Source organism: Kistimonas asteriae, assembly GCF_018263925.1.
Classification (GTDB): domain Bacteria; phylum Pseudomonadota; class Gammaproteobacteria; order Pseudomonadales; family Endozoicomonadaceae; genus Kistimonas; species Kistimonas asteriae.
Genome location: NZ_JAEVHF010000002.1, coordinates 90,155 through 105,965, shown reverse-complemented (window position 1 = coordinate 105,965; position 15,811 = coordinate 90,155). Strand labels below are relative to the sequence as shown.

Genomic DNA, 15,811 nt, shown 5'->3' with positions numbered 1-15,811 from the left:
CAACGACACAATGTGATTCAACTATAGTTGAACAACTTTTTTGCGTAGTTGTTTTAAGTCAATAGTTTTTGAGTTTTTAACGCCATGTTGAATAAGGAGAAACCACATGCCGCATATCAAGATACGAGGTCTGGACCAGAAAACCGTCAACCAATTCAGCAAAGAGTTGATTGAACGTGTTGCGGAAATAATGGGTTATCCCAAAACACATATCACCCTTGAGCAACCGCTATCACACTTTTTTGTCAGTGCCGGAAACCCGGCTCCGTCACCTGTCATCGAAGTATTCTGGCTGGATCTCGGCAACCCCATCAAACAACGTACCGTCAACACAATCACCAGCATCATACGACGAAAGACAGGTATATCGGGCAATATAACCATCATCTTCTTTGACAAAAGCGATCAGGCATTTTTCATGAACGGACAGTGTTTTGATCCTTCCACTGACAGGCGGGAAAGTGCTGACAGGTAAATGCCTGGCATAGTGATATGCTCTCTCGTCAGTTGCATTTAACCAGGAGACATACCATGCCACATGTCAGGATTCGAGGCGTTCAAAAAAACCAGATCATGATGATGAGCAGCGAGCTGCTTGATTCCCTGTCAGAACTGGTCGGCTGCCCCCGGGATCATTTCACGATTGAGCATATCCCCTCGACGTTCATCGTCGATGGTAAAGAAGATGCCGGTTATCCCTTCATTGAAATGCACTGGTTTGACCGGGGGCCAGAGGTACAGGACAAAGTCGCCGCCAGCTTAACTCAACTGATTCGCCGGGTCAGCGATCAAGCTGCTGATATCGCCGTTGTGTTTCACCAATTGATTGAGAGAGATTACTACGAGAACGGAGAGCATTTCTAAGCAAATCATAACATTGGATAACAGCCCCCAAAATAGGCGATGCCAGAACAACCTTTCACCACTTTCCGTATATAAACGAGCAGGTACCTCTTATCACTGATATTAGTGCCTCTTTGTAAATCAATTAGACCAGCATATCGTTCTTGCAACCCCAAGCAATATCACTAACACCAATGTACATCTTATGATACATCAGCAACGGCTATGTATTATGCAGGGTATTTAATCAAATAATAACGCCATTAAATCATAACCACATTATAAAAACCTTAGATTTTATAACCAATTTATTCGTAATCGTACCCCTTAGTTATTTGGAATTTGATTTTTCCAATCTAAATAACTCATCTACAACGAACATCCCTAGCCCTACCTTGAGATGGAACTTATATAAGAAAAAAACATCTAAACAAGGGGTTTACTCATGGTAACAAATCACCACTAATTAAAAGAGGCCTTTTGATTAGTGCCAAAGTGTTTTAAGGAATCGTTATGGCAATTTCACTTTTAAAGAATGCATTTTGTTGCGGTAGTTTAAACGACTTCCGCATTCCAGCTGTCAAGACAGCATGTAAAGAATCTGTTTTTGGACGTACCGTATATCGAATCACATACCCTCTTCGCCAACTAGCATCAAATCTTATTATGATTCCTTATACATGGACAAAGTTAGCAGTCCAAGAAACATGGAAAAGCTTGGATGACCGTTGCTGTGTCCTTATAAAAATACCCTTAACCCTATTGGCTGGTGCTGGTGCTTTCGTAGTCAGTCTGGCACTTGGTACCACCGTCAGTTCTACAGTCGGACTCATCCAGTCTATTCATAAATCAGCATATGAGGCCAATCTTGATGAGCTTGATACCCTTCTGGAGCGCGTCTTTTGGAATAAATTTGACGATAAAGAAATATCTTAGTGAATGACTTGAATTGGTACGGTTGTTAATAGTATTTGCTGGAAAGTATACGAAACCGAGTCATTCGGTGATCTGGCTTACTGTCTAGGTAATGGAGCACTATTAACTCCGTGTTTGCATACAACCGTATCTCGATAAACCTATTAATTGTATGACTGATAGTCACATTTTATTTTCCTCTTATTCACAGGATGGTTGTTAATAATGAATTACAACTCCTGCTTTGCCGAAAGAAGGTTATCGATTTATAGACAACTTCAATAGTTTCAAAAAACAGCAAATAGATTGATTGACAATTATCACAACACATGATGCATTTAATAATTTCAAGGATTATGCAAGGCAATGGACAGCATACACGTAAACCCACCGCTTCATCGTTCTAATCCTGAGACCAATAATTCGTCTGAGCAAAGTTATTTTTGTGGAAAAGTCGTTTGTGTGATTGAAGCCGCTATCAGATTAGTGCAGGACGTTAAGGAAAAGGTTTACGGTTTTTTTATCAACTTAAAAAAAATTATTACCCGCCATTGTTTTGTCTGTTGTCGTGACGACAATATATCAGAGACAGGCATGACAGCTGATGGTTTACACAGCGATGAAAACGTAGGTGTTGGCCCACAAGACATCCATGTCACCGACAACCATTCATCCAGCATCCCACCTATTTCTACAGAAGCAGTGAATTCCGATGCAGAAATAGTCAATTCACCATCACCAGAAGAACACATAGAAGCGATGAGTGCCGACTCAAGTTCCTTGACGAGTCAGCATGCATCCTTAACCTGGGATGTAACAGAGCCCGCGATAAGCTTCAGGTCGGATCAACCACCCCAGATATATAGTGATTCAGGAGCAATACCGAAATTCACACTTCACGATATGGTCAACGCTTGTTCGCTACCAACAGAGGAACAATGCGAGAAAGAAAACAGCTGCAACGGGGCTGCATGTGTAGCGGATCATGATCGTTTAGACACAGTTGACACCTTAGCAACGGAATCTCTCGCTCCTGAATGCATAGGGCCTAACGCCCCATCTGACAGCATATCAACCGGCTGTTTGCTGATAGATACTGAACCAAGCATCCCTGAGAGGTTTCAAGAATTAGATAAAATTATTATGCAAAAGATGGAGGAAGATCCGGCTTTACAGAAGTACGATGAACACGGTCCGTTAACGTTTAGGCATATTGTTCGTATTGGTGACTTTGAATTGGTCTGGAAACTCATGACGGACTACCCGGAACACTTCGAACAGCCACAAGGTTTGCTGTACCTTTTATTCAATACAGGGCTTCAAAACCGGTTAAGGGATAGTTATGAAGAAATAAACTTCGACAATCTCACACTAATAGTAGATAACCTGCTATTAACAGAGTCGCATACTACTATTGTTGACACATTAATTTGTATCACTGCGCTCATGAAGGCGTGTGAAGAAATGCGACCAGAAAGAGAAACAGATCAATGCAAACAACATATTTTTAAAACGCTGACAAGATATAAAATCCAGATAACTCAATACTTAGCAAAGAATAATCATTCTCCTAATGTCCAAATGATGAGACGCATAGGAATGATGCATCCCCTAACCCAGCATACGTACAGATTGCATTCAAGACCATTCCTCCTGTCAATAGCTATGTTTAACTTCCCTCAAATAGGCCAAATAACGATTGAAGCTCATATGCTATCAAGACTTATAGATACATCATCTCCCGTAAGCGAATACCAATTCCTGTATGATGATTTAATCGATTGTATTTACAGCTCTTTTATTAAAGATTGTATTTTTGGATATGCAGAGCATGCATGGATTGCCTACTTAGAAAAGCACTATGACGTTAAAAATGCGATCATTATCCATGCAATTAAAATAAAGAATGAAGCCCATATCTTACAGCTACAACAAGCTGGAATACTTTATAAAGAATCAACCAACCCTTTAATAGAAGAAAGAATACGCGCAATCACTGATCAAACATTGCTGCAGGCGCATGCAACACAATTTAATATAAAAGTAGTCAGAAGCGCGCAGCCTGACACACCACAAAAACGATTAACCTGGATGCCAGACGCTCCTGAAAAACCAGATCATATCGACCATTTGTCAATTGAGCATTCTGCTGACACGGTTGATATACCTACTAACACTAATAAATCAGATCATAGTATTGATGAACATAATGAAGAGACCAATAACAACTCACATCATCATGCAAACCTTAGCGCCACTTGTCCCAACAGTGCAGATTTACCTTTAACAGATTCTACATTAAGTAAAACTCATTCTGAATCAACCATCAGTTATAGCGTACTGCCAAAACAATTAACACCACCTTGTATTTTTGTTGATTCTGAAAGTAGTCTTACTGAAGCTTTTCAAGCATTGGACGCAACCATGGCCCAAGACCATATAATGTTAAGCTCAGCTTTTGAGGCCTACGCTCTTGATGCTCCACTCACTTTTAGCTATACGGTTATCGCGGCCGATTTTGCATTGGTATGGGAACTAATGACGCAATACCCGAGTCACTTTGCACAAAAACAAGGAATATTACATTGTTTGTTTCTTCTCGGCCTTGCCAATCCAAAAAGGTACTACTTTGACGAAATTGATTTTGAAAAGCTGACACTAATCATTCAAAAGCTTGTATTGTCAGAACCTAATTCTGTACTGATAGATACGTTACTCTGCATCTATTATCTCATTGAAAAGGTAGATACTACAAAAAATCAAAGTAGAATACATTATCAGGAAGACTTAAGATTCCTAGAAAAAATGGAAGAATATAAAGTTGACATTATAAATACACTAATAAAAAGAGAAGCTATTGCAATAGACGAAATACCGATTGAGGCCTACATGCTACAAAGGGCTTTAAAGAGTATAAAATACACCTATAGATTTAAACACCTTTGCAAACATTACTTCCTCGACAAGTTATATGACCACTGCCAAGACAACTTTAATGAAGCATGGATGGAATTTATTAGAGGCAACAATGAAATCGGCACCGCACTAATCCTAGCCGCAATTAAAAGAATGGATGAGAGCATGCTCGATTATATAGAAAAAACGGGATTCCAATGCGGAGAGTTTCCTGTCGCCCTACTTCCTCAATTAACCAAGGAACTAGCCCATACTTTAGTACACAAAGCTGCTATAACATTTGATCTGAGAATAAACAAAAGACTTCTTCGCGCCAGACTAAGAGAAAAAATAGATTTTAGAGTACCTATTTCAAAAGATGCTCAACAGAATTACCAAATATTAACTGGAGAACCATTTGATGAGGATGATATCTTTGATGATGAAGAGTATCGCTACGATCATGCAATCGTCTTAGCAACCCCAAGCGTTATTGATGATGGTCCTGAAAAGCTTTGCATTAAACATCCAAGACGAACAGCACTTTATGAATGGTCTATTAATGATGAACGATTGAAATTAATTCGAGGAATAGAACGCCCATTAAAAGGCAATTATAAAATCATTATCGGCTCACATGGCGATGGCAACATAATCTCTGACAAAGACAAATACGGGCTGACAGAACTCCCTCTAGGAGGTCAATATGTTGCTAATAAAATGCACCAATTGATTATGAAAAAAGATGGAGACAAACCTTCAAAAATAACCTTACTACATTGTAATACTGGAAGTAATCTCCCATTAATAAACTTTAGAACTAGGTTTACAAAACGACTAGCATTTCTAGGCTATCGAACAATGGTCAGCGCTCCTCGAATTGGCTGTCCATCTTTTTCAGATAAAACAGGTAGAAAGACATATATAAAAGAGGGGTTACTAGGATTAACTATTGAGCTACCCTGGATTAAAAAAGCGCTTTCTTATTGGAATGAAGTACAAACAAAAGATAAAGAAACCCATGACCACTTTATTGGAACAGGTTATAAACGAGTGAACAATATGAAAGCTATTTACAGAATTGAAGATGGAAATGTAATAGAAGAGGATGATTCAGACCTCCCTGAACTCAAATAAAAAACATGTAACACTGAAACGCAAAAACAAAGATACTTCATCAATAAACACCATCTTTCTGTGATAGATACCTTCTTCAGCTATACACATTTATTTTATTTAGTGAGATTAGATTAACCCATTTTTATCACTATAAATATCGTAATATAGCCCATCCAAAAGACGACTTATGACCCTATTTTAATCTCACTGACTAATTTCAAAATCAGGATGTATGATCTTGCTGTAGTGAGTAGAGAGCCTGTTGCAAGAAGACCAGTTCAAAACAGGCTCTCTTCTACACACCCTCCGTATCAGGCTGGAAGGTTACCTGTAATATCCAATGTTTCCAGGGCTTTCTCACAGGCGCTGATATCGCCAATATTCGCAGCCACCCACTCGGGGTTGTAGTAGGTATCCAGGTAACGCTCTCCTGCATCACAGAGCAGAGTAACAATGGAACCCTGCTCTCCCCGTTCCTGCATGCCACTGGCAATTTTGAGTGCGCCAAACAGGTTAGTGCCTGTACTTGCACCAGCCTTACGTCCAATGTTCTTTTCCAGCCAGTAGATCGTGGCAATAGCAGCTGCATCTGGAATGGTGAGCATGGTATCCACAACCTCCGGAACAAAAGAGGGCTCCACTCTTGGACGACCAATGCCTTCTATACGGGATGACTTATCCAGTGTTAGCGCACAATCACCAGTCTTGAAATAGTCGTGAAATACCGAGTGATCCGGATCTACGACACACAGTCGTGTATCAAGTTGCCGATAGCGGATATAACGCCCGATCGTTGCCGAGGTACCACCAGTGCCTGCGCTCATGACTACCCAGGAAGGCTCAGGACACGGTTCCTTTTCCATCTGGCTGAAGATGGAATTGGCAATATTGTTGTTGCCCCGCCAGTCTGTAGCACGCTCGGCATGAGTGAACTGATCCATGTAGTAACCATTCAGCTCAGCCGCCAGCCGTTCGGACTCCAGGTAAATATCTGAGGGTTTATCCACCAGATAACACTGTCCGCCATAAAATTCGATCTGCTCGATTTTCTTTTTCGCGGTAGATTTCGGAATCACGGCGATGAACGGCAAACCAATCAACCGAGCAAAGTAAGCTTCGGAAATCGCCGTACTGCCGGATGACGCCTCAATAATTGGCATGCCTTTCCGAATCTTTCCGTTGCATAGCCCATAGAGAAACAGGGAACGGGCAAGCCGGTGCTTCAGGCTGCCGGTAGGGTGGGTACTTTCATCCTTGAGGTAAATATCAATACCGGTCAGGCTCGGGATATTGAGTTTAATCAGGTGCGTGTCGGCCGAACGCTGAAAGTCCGCTTCAATGGCACGGATAGCCTGGTTGACCCATTCACGATTACTGACCATAAATCATCACTCTCCACACATGCGATAACAGACGTTTCTGTTACTCATACTATCGCCCGGACGGGGGAAAAATATTGCAAAGTCGACTGGTGATTTCAGTCAGTATGAAAAATAATTCCAAACTATCCAATATAGTTAGAATTATTTTTCATGGATAAAACTGATCGTAAAATACTTACACTGCTACAAGAAGATACCACTCTTCCGCTGACGGAGATCGCTGAACAGGTCAATCTCTCTCCCACCCCATGCTGGAAGCGCATCAAGCGCCTGGAGAGTGAAGGCATCCTGACCCGCCGTGTCGCCTTGCTTGACCCTGCCAAAGTAAACCTCAGCGTTTCCGTTTTCGTACACATAAAAACCAGCGGCCATAACAGCAGCTGGCTGACCGACTTTGCCCACACCGTAGCCTCGTTCCCGGAAGTGGCCGAACTCTATCGTATGAGTGGGGAGTGGGATTACCTGCTGCGGGTCGTTGTCAGTGATATTCAGGCATTTGATGTGTTCTACAAGAAGCTGATTGATTCAGTCGACGGGCTGAGTAATGTCACTTCCAGCTTTGCCATGGAACAGATCAAATACACCACCGCACTACCACTGTGACACCGAGGCTTATGTATCCGTCGCCGTAAAACGGATGGATTCAGACAAAGGGCCCAGCAGGTAGCCAAGCAGCGTCCTTTTACCGGCAAGGATATTCAGCTCTACCGTCATTCCAGGAATCAGCTGACTGTTTTCATCGAAACCGGTGGTATCGGTCTCAATCATGGCCTTGTAATAGTGCTGGGACGTGACTTCATGTTTATAGGTGTCCGCACTCACTTCCAGCACCTTCCCTTTCAGGGAACCATACGTGGTGTAATCATAAGCAGAGACCCGCACATTCACCGCCTGCCCCGGCCAGACCTTGGCCCGGTCGTGCGGTGCCACCATGGCTTCAACCATCAGCGGCACACCATCCGGTACGATTTCTGCCATCACGGCGCCCGGTGGCACCACTTCACCAATCGTATTGACGTGAAGGGTGTGCAGGGTACCGGTAACCGGCGCTGTGACGTTTTCACGGACTTCCCTTTCCCGCGATGAGCGAATCTGTTCCTGGATCTGGGCAATTTCCAACCGGGTCTTGTTGTAATCGTGCTGGGCTTCTTCGCGGAAGTCGGTAATCAATTTGCTTTTCTTCAGACGCAGCTCTGACAATTTCGCCTCAATCACCGGAATCTGTTTCATTGACTGGTTGACCCGGGTTTCGATCTTGAGCAGCGCCATCTTCTTTTCGAGCTGGTTCTGCACGGAACCGGCGCCCTGCCGCAGCAAGGTCGACAGAATATCCAGCTGCTTCTGCGCCACGGCCCGCTCATTGTTCATATCCTTGATGACCTGTTCCAGCTCGGACAACAGTGCCTCTTCCTTGGTGATCTGCTGGCGGACAATAGAGATCTGTTCCCTGAGCTTCTTTTTTCGTTTCTTATGCAGTTCCAGCTCATTGAAATAATACTCATCTTTCTCCGCGACTTGCTCAATGGAGGGTGACAGGGCCTCGCCTTTCATTTCTGCATACAGTCGCTGGGCCTTGGCCACCAGCCCATTCAGCTGTTGTTTCCGAATACTGATGTTTTCAGTCAGGGTGGGATTCATCACCGCAAACAGCAACATATTCTTGGCGACCCGCTGGCCTTCCGTGACATGCAGGCCAGTCAGGATCCCACCTTCAAGATGCTCGACCACACTGTTATTACTGAAGGTCGTAACCCGCCCGTCGCTTTTGACAACTACATCAATCTCGACAATCGCCGCCCAGATCAGGAAAAAAAGAATAATGCCCGTGATACAGAGCACGATGGAATAGCGCGACAGGAAGCGGTGGTTCATCCGGCTTAGCAGCGGTTTCATGGCCATTCTTCCAGTACCTTGATAACAACTTCATTGCGTTGATTGTCAGGACCGGAGTCATCCAGCCGAACCTTGATATTCTCGGAAGGGAGGCCTTTTTCAACGAGGACCTTACGAATCTGGGTGATCCGGTTGAACGCCACCTCATAGGCCACTGTTTTCGCCACACCTTTATGAGTCAGGATGCTGATGATGAAGACAGGTTTTTCCTTGATTTCATCGTATTTTTCATCAATCCATGACTCAAAATCTTTCTTGGCGTCTTCGGTCAGGCGGGAACTGAAATCCTGGTACTTTATACGAATCAGTTTCTCTTTGACTTCTGCTTCAACCTGGCTTTCCAGAATGACATCTGTGGCTTCTGAGACAATTTCCCGTTCAATATCCGCATCCACAGTCGCCTGCTGACCCGACTCCAGGGCCTTCATTTTACCCGCTGCCTTTTTCTCGGTTTCAAGCACGGCTTTCGCGATATCGTAACCGACCTGAACACTGAGTGCGGTTACAACCAGGATGAGTACGACGACAAGGAATACAAATACCAGCAACGTGGTCGACAGTGCATCTACAAATCCGGGCCAAGGATTACTTTCAGGTTCTTTCGCCATAGCGCTCCACCGGCGGATCAGCAGAATGAAAACCGGCTACGGCCCGGGAAACCGGCATGCCTTGTCAGCCACGACGTGTATTACACCGACAGGTCTAAGTATCTATCGTCTGCCTTATGGGCTTCTTGATGTTTCTACAGGTTCGTCAAGCGTATTCCCTTTCTACAGTTCTCCTTCAATAAGCCGATTCAGCTTGAAAGCCTTCCCCATAATTACAACGGACTCAGGCGGAATTGGATGGTATGAAGCTGAAATGTCTGCTTGGGGGCTGTTCATTGTTGTTCCTGACCCCGGGCCATGCCTTGACACTGACAGAAGCAGTCATCAAGGCGCTGGAATTTAACCCTACTGTGAAATCCCTTGAGGCTTCGGTCGATATGGGAGAGGCCCGGCTTGACCAGAGTTATGCCGATTATCATCCCAAGTTGTCCTACCAGCTGGAACGTGGGTTAACCCGTAGCACGGACAAGGACTGGCGGGACAAGATCAAATCGTCCGTCATCCTCAGCCAGGTTGTCTACGATTTTGGCCGGATCTCCAACCAGGTCGATGCCAGAAAGCACAAACTCAATGTCTCCCGGCAAACACTGAATGATGGCCGCGAAAAACTCGCCCTGCTGACCACCAAGACTTTCCTGGAAATCCTGAAACTGGAACAGGTCATCGGGCATGTGAAAGAAAACATCGTTTTCTACAAGCGTTTCCTGGGCATTCTTGAAACCCGGGAGGCCGCGGGCGCCTCGGGCAAATCGGACGTCCAGCGTCTGACCAGCCTGGGACAGAATGCCGAACTGGAGCTGATCCAGTACAAGACTGACCTGACCTTCGCCCGCAAAACCTTCAAGAGCCTGACTGGGATTGAACCCGACAACCTGATCATGCCCATGCTGGATGACCTGGTGATTAAGCACACACAGGATGAACTGGTGGAGTTTGCAGTCACACGGAGCTACCAGGTTCAGGCGATGCACTCTGCCATCGAATCAGCCAAAGAGGAGAGGGACAAGGCCCGCGCCGACCTGTATCCCACCTTCAAGATGAAACTGGAGGTCAACCGGGAAAACTCCCTGGACACCTCGGAAAAATGGAAAACCACTGAGGCCGGCACTGTCACCATGAGTTACGACCTCTGGGACGGTTTCAAGACCCGCCGGAAAATTGACGAAACTAACGCCAAGGTCATGCAGGCCGATTACCGGATGCGTGAAGCCACACTGTCACTGGAGAAAAAAGTCCAGGAATCCTACAGCTCCATGATGAAGCTGCTGGACGAGAAAATGGTCAACGACGAAGCCCTGAAGACCAACCAGGAAATTGTCGACCTCTATTACAAGGAGTTCGAACTGGGCGAAAAGACCCTGCTGGATATCACCACCGCACAAGGTGATTACCATAACAGCCGGGTTCAGAGCGCCGTCTTTCAGTTCGACTTTTATAAAAGCATTCTGGACATCCGTTTTTTCATGAACGATGTCATCAACACGATCAGGACTCTGGAAGACAGCTGAGTATGCTGTCACGACAAAAGAGCAGTAGAGGACGCCTCGGCGACTCTGGCAAAGGAAATGCGAAAGCAAAAGGGTATACAGGGATATGTCTGAGCTGCATATTGCCAACCCCAAGAAAATCGTGGGGTTCATCCAGCGCATGGCGTTTGTCGTGGCAGCCACCATCGTGCTGGTTTACTTTACCAGGGACTTTTTTGGCCCGGCCTTCATGTCCAACGTGGCACTGAACGGCACCATTCTGTTTGTTTTCCTGCTGGGCACCTTCTTATGCTTTCTTTACGTTTTCCACCTCAGGGATGATGTACTGATCGTATCCAAGCTGGATGAGATTCTCTTTGTCAGCCCGGACGATGATACACCGCCTCCCAAGCTCAAAATGCACCTGATGACGCCAACCGTGACCCTGCTCAAGAACAACGTTGCCTCACTGGGTCTTATTAAACTATCAGCCCCCGCCACCAAGGCGTTGATCGACTCACTGCAGGACAGTCTGGATGAGAAAAGCGCCTTCGTACGCTACTTCACCGACCTGCTGGTCTTTATCGGTCTCCTCGGTACCTTTCTGGGTCTGACCATCACCATTGGCTCCATCGGCGGCATTCTCGCCGATCTGGCAAAAGGCCTTGGTGGCGATGTCGACATCATGGTGACGCTGGTGCAGCTGATCAAGGGTCTGGAAGGGCCTCTTGGCGGTATGAGCACCGCCTTCGGCTCCTCACTGATGGGTCTGAGCACATCACTGGTGCTCGGCATTCTCCTACTCCACCTCAACAAGGCGAGCAGCTACTTTAACTCTTCCATGGAAAACTGGCTCGCCCAGCATACGGTTGAGCACCTGGCCGGCAGCGGTGTCGTCAACAGCGGAGGCAACACCGCCAATGCGGTACCCGCTGCCGACAATGCTCAGTTGGGACAGATCGCTACGCAGCTCAAGACAATTTCCGGCATTCTGCAGAAGATATCTGACAAAGACTCTATCAGTGATGGCCAGTGGCAGGAATTGACGGGCCTGATCCGTAATAATCATCAGGAGCTGTCTGAACAAACCACCCAGATGTCAGACACCGTGAAACAGGTCGGCAACCACATTGAAACCATGACGGAACTGCAGTCCAGCCAACTAACCCAGGCGGAGCTGCAACTGAAAGAAGCAGAAAAACTGCGACAGCTGTTCACCACCCAGACCAATGCGAGTGTCGAGGCCCTGGGTGCCGTCAAGGAAAGCAAGCACCGGTTGGTACAGATTGTCACTGCCTTGCTGAATGAACAGAAAACCCTGCACAGAAGCCAGATGAAAACCACTGAGCAGGTCACCGGGCTTAAAGATACACTCAAAGAAAAAGTGGTCACCTCATCCAAAGAACTCAAGGTGGTGTCTGATCAGGTGAAGGACTATTCCGGGAAGGTTGAAGACTGCTCTGAACAAATAGAAACACTTTCTGAGAAAGTCGAGACAGAAAGCCAGTCGAACCAGGTTCGCCAGTCGCGGCTGGAAAAGATGTTCAAGGTGCTGACCAAGGCGGTCACCGACCTGAAGAGCAAGCTACAAGACCGCTAAGATGGCCCGATTACGCTGGCGTTGCCTCTTTTGGTTATTCAGTCTCTCGACAAGTGCCAGCGCAGCTGAAACACCGTCATTCATCTTTCCTGTCGACTGTAACTATGGCGTTGACTGTTTTATCCAGAATTATGTGGATAACGATCCCACCCCTGCTTACCGTGATTATCAGTGCCACCACCAAACCTACAATGGTCATACAGGCACAGATATCCGCCTGATTAATCTACCGCAAATGGCATCCGGTGTTGCCGTCCTGGCTGCGGCGGACGGTGAAGTCATCGCCATTCGAAATAGCGTTGCGGATGTCTACCTTGATCCTGAAAAACATGCTCAACTTGAAGCCATCGGGCTGGGAAATGCGGTGATCTTGCAACATTCTGACAGCTGGCTAACCCTGTATGGACACCTGAAAAAAGACAGCCTCAAAGTGTCGAAGGGCGATTGGGTTCAGCAGGGGCAGGTTCTGGGCGATATCGGCCTGTCAGGCCTGACAGCGTTTCCCCATGTGCATTTTCAAGTGAAACATCAGGATCAGACGATTGACCCCTTCACCGGAACATCCATAAGCGCAAACTGCGGAAATACCGAAAATACTCTCTGGCATCCATCCCTTCTCAAACAACTCACTTACTTTGAAGGATCCTTACTGGATCATGGTTTCAGTGACCAGCGACCACCGGACTATCAGGCGATAGAATCCGGCACATTCAATCAGGGAGCCGACAAGCACAGTCCACACCTGTTTTTCTGGGTACGACTGATCGGCCTAAGCGAGGGTGATCAGATCACGCTCCAACTGATAGCCCCCGATGGACAATCACTCAAGAATCACACCTTCCCCGCCCTGACGCGCAGCAAGGCACAGCAGTTCTATTACATCGGCATGAAAAACCCGGTTGGCCAACCGGGTAGCTGGCAGGGCCAATTGACGCTGGAACGGTCAGGCCTGCCCGTCATGGAAAAAACCTTTTCCTACATCGTAGAAGATGCCGCGGGTCGCTGAGTCAACTCAGCCAGCACCCGGTTACGGCTGCCATCGGCAATGATACGCCCCTCAGCCATCACAATAATGCGATCCACCAGCTGTAACAGGTTATGTCGATGGGTAATGAGGATCAGCGTCTGGTTTTCCTTCAGCATGTTCGGTAATCGCTGACAGAATAGGGTTTCACTGTAATTATCATAAGCACTGGTTGGCTCATCCAGAATCAACAGCCGTCCGTGCCGTAACAGCGCCCGGGCGAGGCACAAGGCTTGCTTCTGCCCACCCGACAAATTGCCACCCCGCTCCTGGATCGGGTGGCTGTAGCCCCGGGAACACTGCCGGACAAAGCCATCCAGGCAGGCGGCATGGCAGGCTTCATCCAGTTTCTCTGTTGTCGCAGAACTTTTCCCTAGCATCAGATTACTTTTGAGCGTTCCCCTGAATAACGAAGGTTTCTGGGGGGCTACTGCGCAATGGCTGCGGTACTGATCCAGATTCAGATGATTGATATTGTGGCCATCAATCAGGATATTGCCCTCTGAGGGTTCCACCAGTCCCTGAATCAGTCGAACCAGCGTGCTCTTACCGGAGCCGGATGCTCCCAGTATCGCAACACGCTCCCCCGGCTTGATGGTGAAGCTGATATCCCGCAACACCTCAGGCTCTGACGACGCAAACCGGTAGGACACTTTGTCGAATTCAATATGCCCTCTCAACGTGGGAACATTGAGCTTGTCACTTCTGTCATCTTCCCCGGTCAGCCCCAGCAGTTCATTGATTTCCTTGAGCGCCTTGATGGAAAAACTCAACCGGTTGACCGCCATGGCCAGATTCATCAATGGCGCAATGGCACGGCTGCCGAGAATGATGCAGGCAAACAGGGTGCCCGGGGTAATACTGCCGTTGTAAATCTGGAACACACCCAGAACCAGCATACCGATAACTACGCACTGGGTGGCGCTGGTGACCAGCGTATTCAGCAGCACATTGGACTGTTTGCTCGACAGTGATGCGCTGGCAGAGTTGGTCACCAGCGAACGCCAGCGCGCCAGCGCCTTACGCCGGGCACCCAGTGTTTTGATGGCTTCCAGTTCTGAACTGACTTCGTACAGATAGGCTGTTTTGGCATTATTGGCCTTGGTCAGCTGGCTGGCATAGCGACGGGTCCGACGATAGCTGTAGATCGTAACCGGCACCAGGCACAGCGCAATCGTCAGGGGAATCAATGCCATGACCCCGGCAATCAAGGCAATCACCAGGGTAAACAGAAGAAAAAACGGAACGTCCAGCAAAGACAGCAGCACCGTTCCGGACAGGAACTCCTTCACCCGGGCAAAGTTTTCTACGGCATGGGTAATCCGGCCGGGCGAGTCGGGTAATGCGCTTTGCTTGAGCTGGATCAGGCGCGCCAGAATGAACTGCTCACTGCGCTTTTCAATGATCCGGCAAGCATCATCGACAAAATAGCTGCGCAGCCAGCGCAGGATGAAATCAAACACCACGACGCCCACCATGCCAATACTGAGCGTCAGCAGAGTATCCGTGGCAAAGGTCGGGATCAGCTTGTCAAAGACCATGTTGGTGAACAGAGGCAGTGTCAGGGTCAACAGGTTAACCATCACCGTTGCCAGCAGCACCTGTGCATAGTGTGGCCAGAGTTCTGTCATCTGAGAGCGGAACCAGGCCGGCATAAGAGAAAGGTTTTTCTGCTGCTCGGCACCACCTTCCTGAAACCGGTAAATCACACCGGAATAGACCGCTTCCAGACGTTCCAGTGGCATCCAGATGCCCTTGTTATGCTTTCCGGAGGCAACAAAACATCCACCCTCACGGACATCCGTGATGATCATAAAGTGCTTTTTCTTCAACTGGACAATGCAGGGCAGGTCGTCTTCTGACAGGTCAATCAGCTTTCTGCGGCTTTTCACTGCGCGGAGACTACAGTAGCTGGCAGCCCGCTCCAGCGAGCGAAGATCAAAATCCTGGCCGTCCCGGGTCAGCGCTTCGACATCTTCATTGACAACATCCGCCCCGAGATAATGGCAGATGGCGAGGAAACTCTCTTTCAGTGTGAACTTGAGCATAGCAGGCGCTGCAATCCG

At 47.1% G+C, this 15,811-nt stretch carries 12 protein-coding genes; 8 read left to right on the top strand and 4 right to left on the bottom strand.

All coding sequences use genetic code 11. The annotated features are described in order from the left end of the window. Positions 1 to 106 precede the first annotated feature (106 nt). From KHS78_RS02785 to KHS78_RS02770, 4 genes are all read left to right on the top strand, one after another. Positions 107 to 475: a DUF1904 family protein gene (locus KHS78_RS02785; protein WP_211824933.1), complete on the top strand. Its 369-nt coding sequence runs from the start codon at positions 107 to 109 to the stop codon at positions 473 to 475. Positions 476 to 531: 56 nt separating this feature from the next. Then, positions 532 to 864, top strand: a complete 333-nt coding sequence (locus tag KHS78_RS02780) for a DUF1904 domain-containing protein (RefSeq protein WP_211824932.1) — start codon at positions 532 to 534, stop codon at positions 862 to 864. Positions 865 to 1,356: 492 nt separating this feature from the next. Then, positions 1,357 to 1,779 carry a hypothetical protein gene (locus KHS78_RS02775; RefSeq protein WP_211824931.1) on the top strand — a complete coding sequence of 141 codons (423 nt, stop codon included), beginning with the start codon at positions 1,357 to 1,359 and terminating at the stop codon, positions 1,777 to 1,779. A 345-nt stretch (positions 1,780 to 2,124) separates the two neighbouring features. Continuing rightward, positions 2,125 to 5,790, top strand: a complete 3,666-nt coding sequence (locus KHS78_RS02770) for a C80 family cysteine peptidase (RefSeq protein WP_211824930.1) — start codon at positions 2,125 to 2,127, stop codon at positions 5,788 to 5,790. Between the two features lie 293 nt (positions 5,791 to 6,083). Here KHS78_RS02770 and KHS78_RS02765 read toward each other — a convergent pair whose 3' ends face one another. Next, positions 6,084 to 7,154 (bottom strand): PLP-dependent cysteine synthase family protein, encoded by a 1,071-nt coding sequence (locus tag KHS78_RS02765; protein ID WP_211824927.1) that lies wholly within the window; start codon positions 7,152 to 7,154, stop codon positions 6,084 to 6,086. 150 nt (positions 7,155 to 7,304) lie between these two features. Between KHS78_RS02765 and KHS78_RS02760 the strand changes: the two genes are divergently transcribed. Further along, the gene (locus KHS78_RS02760) at positions 7,305 to 7,757 is read left to right on the top strand and encodes an Lrp/AsnC family transcriptional regulator (RefSeq protein ID WP_211824925.1); all 453 of its coding nucleotides are present in this window, start codon (positions 7,305 to 7,307) and stop codon (positions 7,755 to 7,757) included. A 9-nt stretch (positions 7,758 to 7,766) separates the two neighbouring features. On the opposite strand, the gene KHS78_RS02755 is transcribed toward KHS78_RS02760, so the two are convergent. Together KHS78_RS02755 and KHS78_RS02750 are read right to left on the bottom strand one after the other, a co-directional pair. Further along, on the bottom strand, positions 7,767 to 9,047 hold the full coding sequence (locus KHS78_RS02755) for an HlyD family type I secretion periplasmic adaptor subunit (RefSeq protein ID WP_211824924.1): 1,281 nt from the start codon (positions 9,045 to 9,047) through the stop codon (positions 7,767 to 7,769). Beyond that, complete coding sequence (locus KHS78_RS02750) at positions 9,044 to 9,655, bottom strand: hypothetical protein (protein ID WP_211824923.1); 612 nt, start codon at positions 9,653 to 9,655, stop codon at positions 9,044 to 9,046. Before KHS78_RS02750 ends, KHS78_RS02755 begins: the two co-directional genes overlap by 4 nt. A gap of 242 nt (positions 9,656 to 9,897) precedes the next feature. On the opposite strand from KHS78_RS02750, the gene KHS78_RS02745 reads away from it, so the two are divergent. From KHS78_RS02745 to KHS78_RS02735, 3 genes are all read left to right on the top strand, one after another. Then, a complete protein-coding gene (locus KHS78_RS02745; RefSeq protein WP_211824922.1) occupies positions 9,898 to 11,163 on the top strand; it encodes a TolC family protein in 1,266 nt (421 codons plus the stop codon). An 85-nt stretch (positions 11,164 to 11,248) separates the two neighbouring features. Further along, positions 11,249 to 12,721, top strand: a complete 1,473-nt coding sequence (locus tag KHS78_RS02740; protein ID WP_211824921.1) for a hypothetical protein — start codon at positions 11,249 to 11,251, stop codon at positions 12,719 to 12,721. Between the two features lies 1 nt (position 12,722). Beyond that, complete coding sequence (locus KHS78_RS02735; RefSeq protein ID WP_211824920.1) at positions 12,723 to 13,727, top strand: M23 family metallopeptidase; 1,005 nt, start codon at positions 12,723 to 12,725, stop codon at positions 13,725 to 13,727. Here the strand turns inward: KHS78_RS02735 and KHS78_RS02730 are convergent. Further along, complete coding sequence (locus KHS78_RS02730) at positions 13,697 to 15,793, bottom strand: peptidase domain-containing ABC transporter (protein WP_211824919.1); 2,097 nt, start codon at positions 15,791 to 15,793, stop codon at positions 13,697 to 13,699. The two genes, KHS78_RS02735 and KHS78_RS02730, sit on opposite strands and share 31 nt — an antisense overlap. Positions 15,794 to 15,811: the final 18 nt, after the last annotated feature.

Excerpts from the sequence above, each read along its gene's own strand:
- KHS78_RS02785 (WP_211824933.1), top strand. The coding sequence starts at position 107 with ATGCCGCATATCAAGATACGAGGTCTGGACCAGAAAACCGTCAACCAA.
- KHS78_RS02780 (WP_211824932.1), top strand. The coding sequence starts at position 532 with ATGCCACATGTCAGGATTCGAGGCGTTCAAAAAAACCAGATCATGATG.
- KHS78_RS02775 (WP_211824931.1), top strand. The coding sequence starts at position 1,357 with ATGGCAATTTCACTTTTAAAGAATGCATTTTGTTGCGGTAGTTTAAAC.
- KHS78_RS02770 (WP_211824930.1), top strand. The coding sequence starts at position 2,125 with ATGGACAGCATACACGTAAACCCACCGCTTCATCGTTCTAATCCTGAG.
- KHS78_RS02765 (WP_211824927.1), bottom strand. The coding sequence starts at position 7,154 with ATGGTCAGTAATCGTGAATGGGTCAACCAGGCTATCCGTGCCATTGAA.
- KHS78_RS02760 (WP_211824925.1), top strand. The coding sequence starts at position 7,305 with ATGGATAAAACTGATCGTAAAATACTTACACTGCTACAAGAAGATACC.
- KHS78_RS02755 (WP_211824924.1), bottom strand. The coding sequence starts at position 9,047 with ATGAAACCGCTGCTAAGCCGGATGAACCACCGCTTCCTGTCGCGCTAT.
- KHS78_RS02750 (WP_211824923.1), bottom strand. The coding sequence starts at position 9,655 with ATGGCGAAAGAACCTGAAAGTAATCCTTGGCCCGGATTTGTAGATGCA.
- KHS78_RS02745 (WP_211824922.1), top strand. The coding sequence starts at position 9,898 with ATGAAGCTGAAATGTCTGCTTGGGGGCTGTTCATTGTTGTTCCTGACC.
- KHS78_RS02740 (WP_211824921.1), top strand. The coding sequence starts at position 11,249 with ATGTCTGAGCTGCATATTGCCAACCCCAAGAAAATCGTGGGGTTCATC.
- KHS78_RS02735 (WP_211824920.1), top strand. The coding sequence starts at position 12,723 with ATGGCCCGATTACGCTGGCGTTGCCTCTTTTGGTTATTCAGTCTCTCG.
- KHS78_RS02730 (WP_211824919.1), bottom strand. The coding sequence starts at position 15,793 with ATGCTCAAGTTCACACTGAAAGAGAGTTTCCTCGCCATCTGCCATTAT.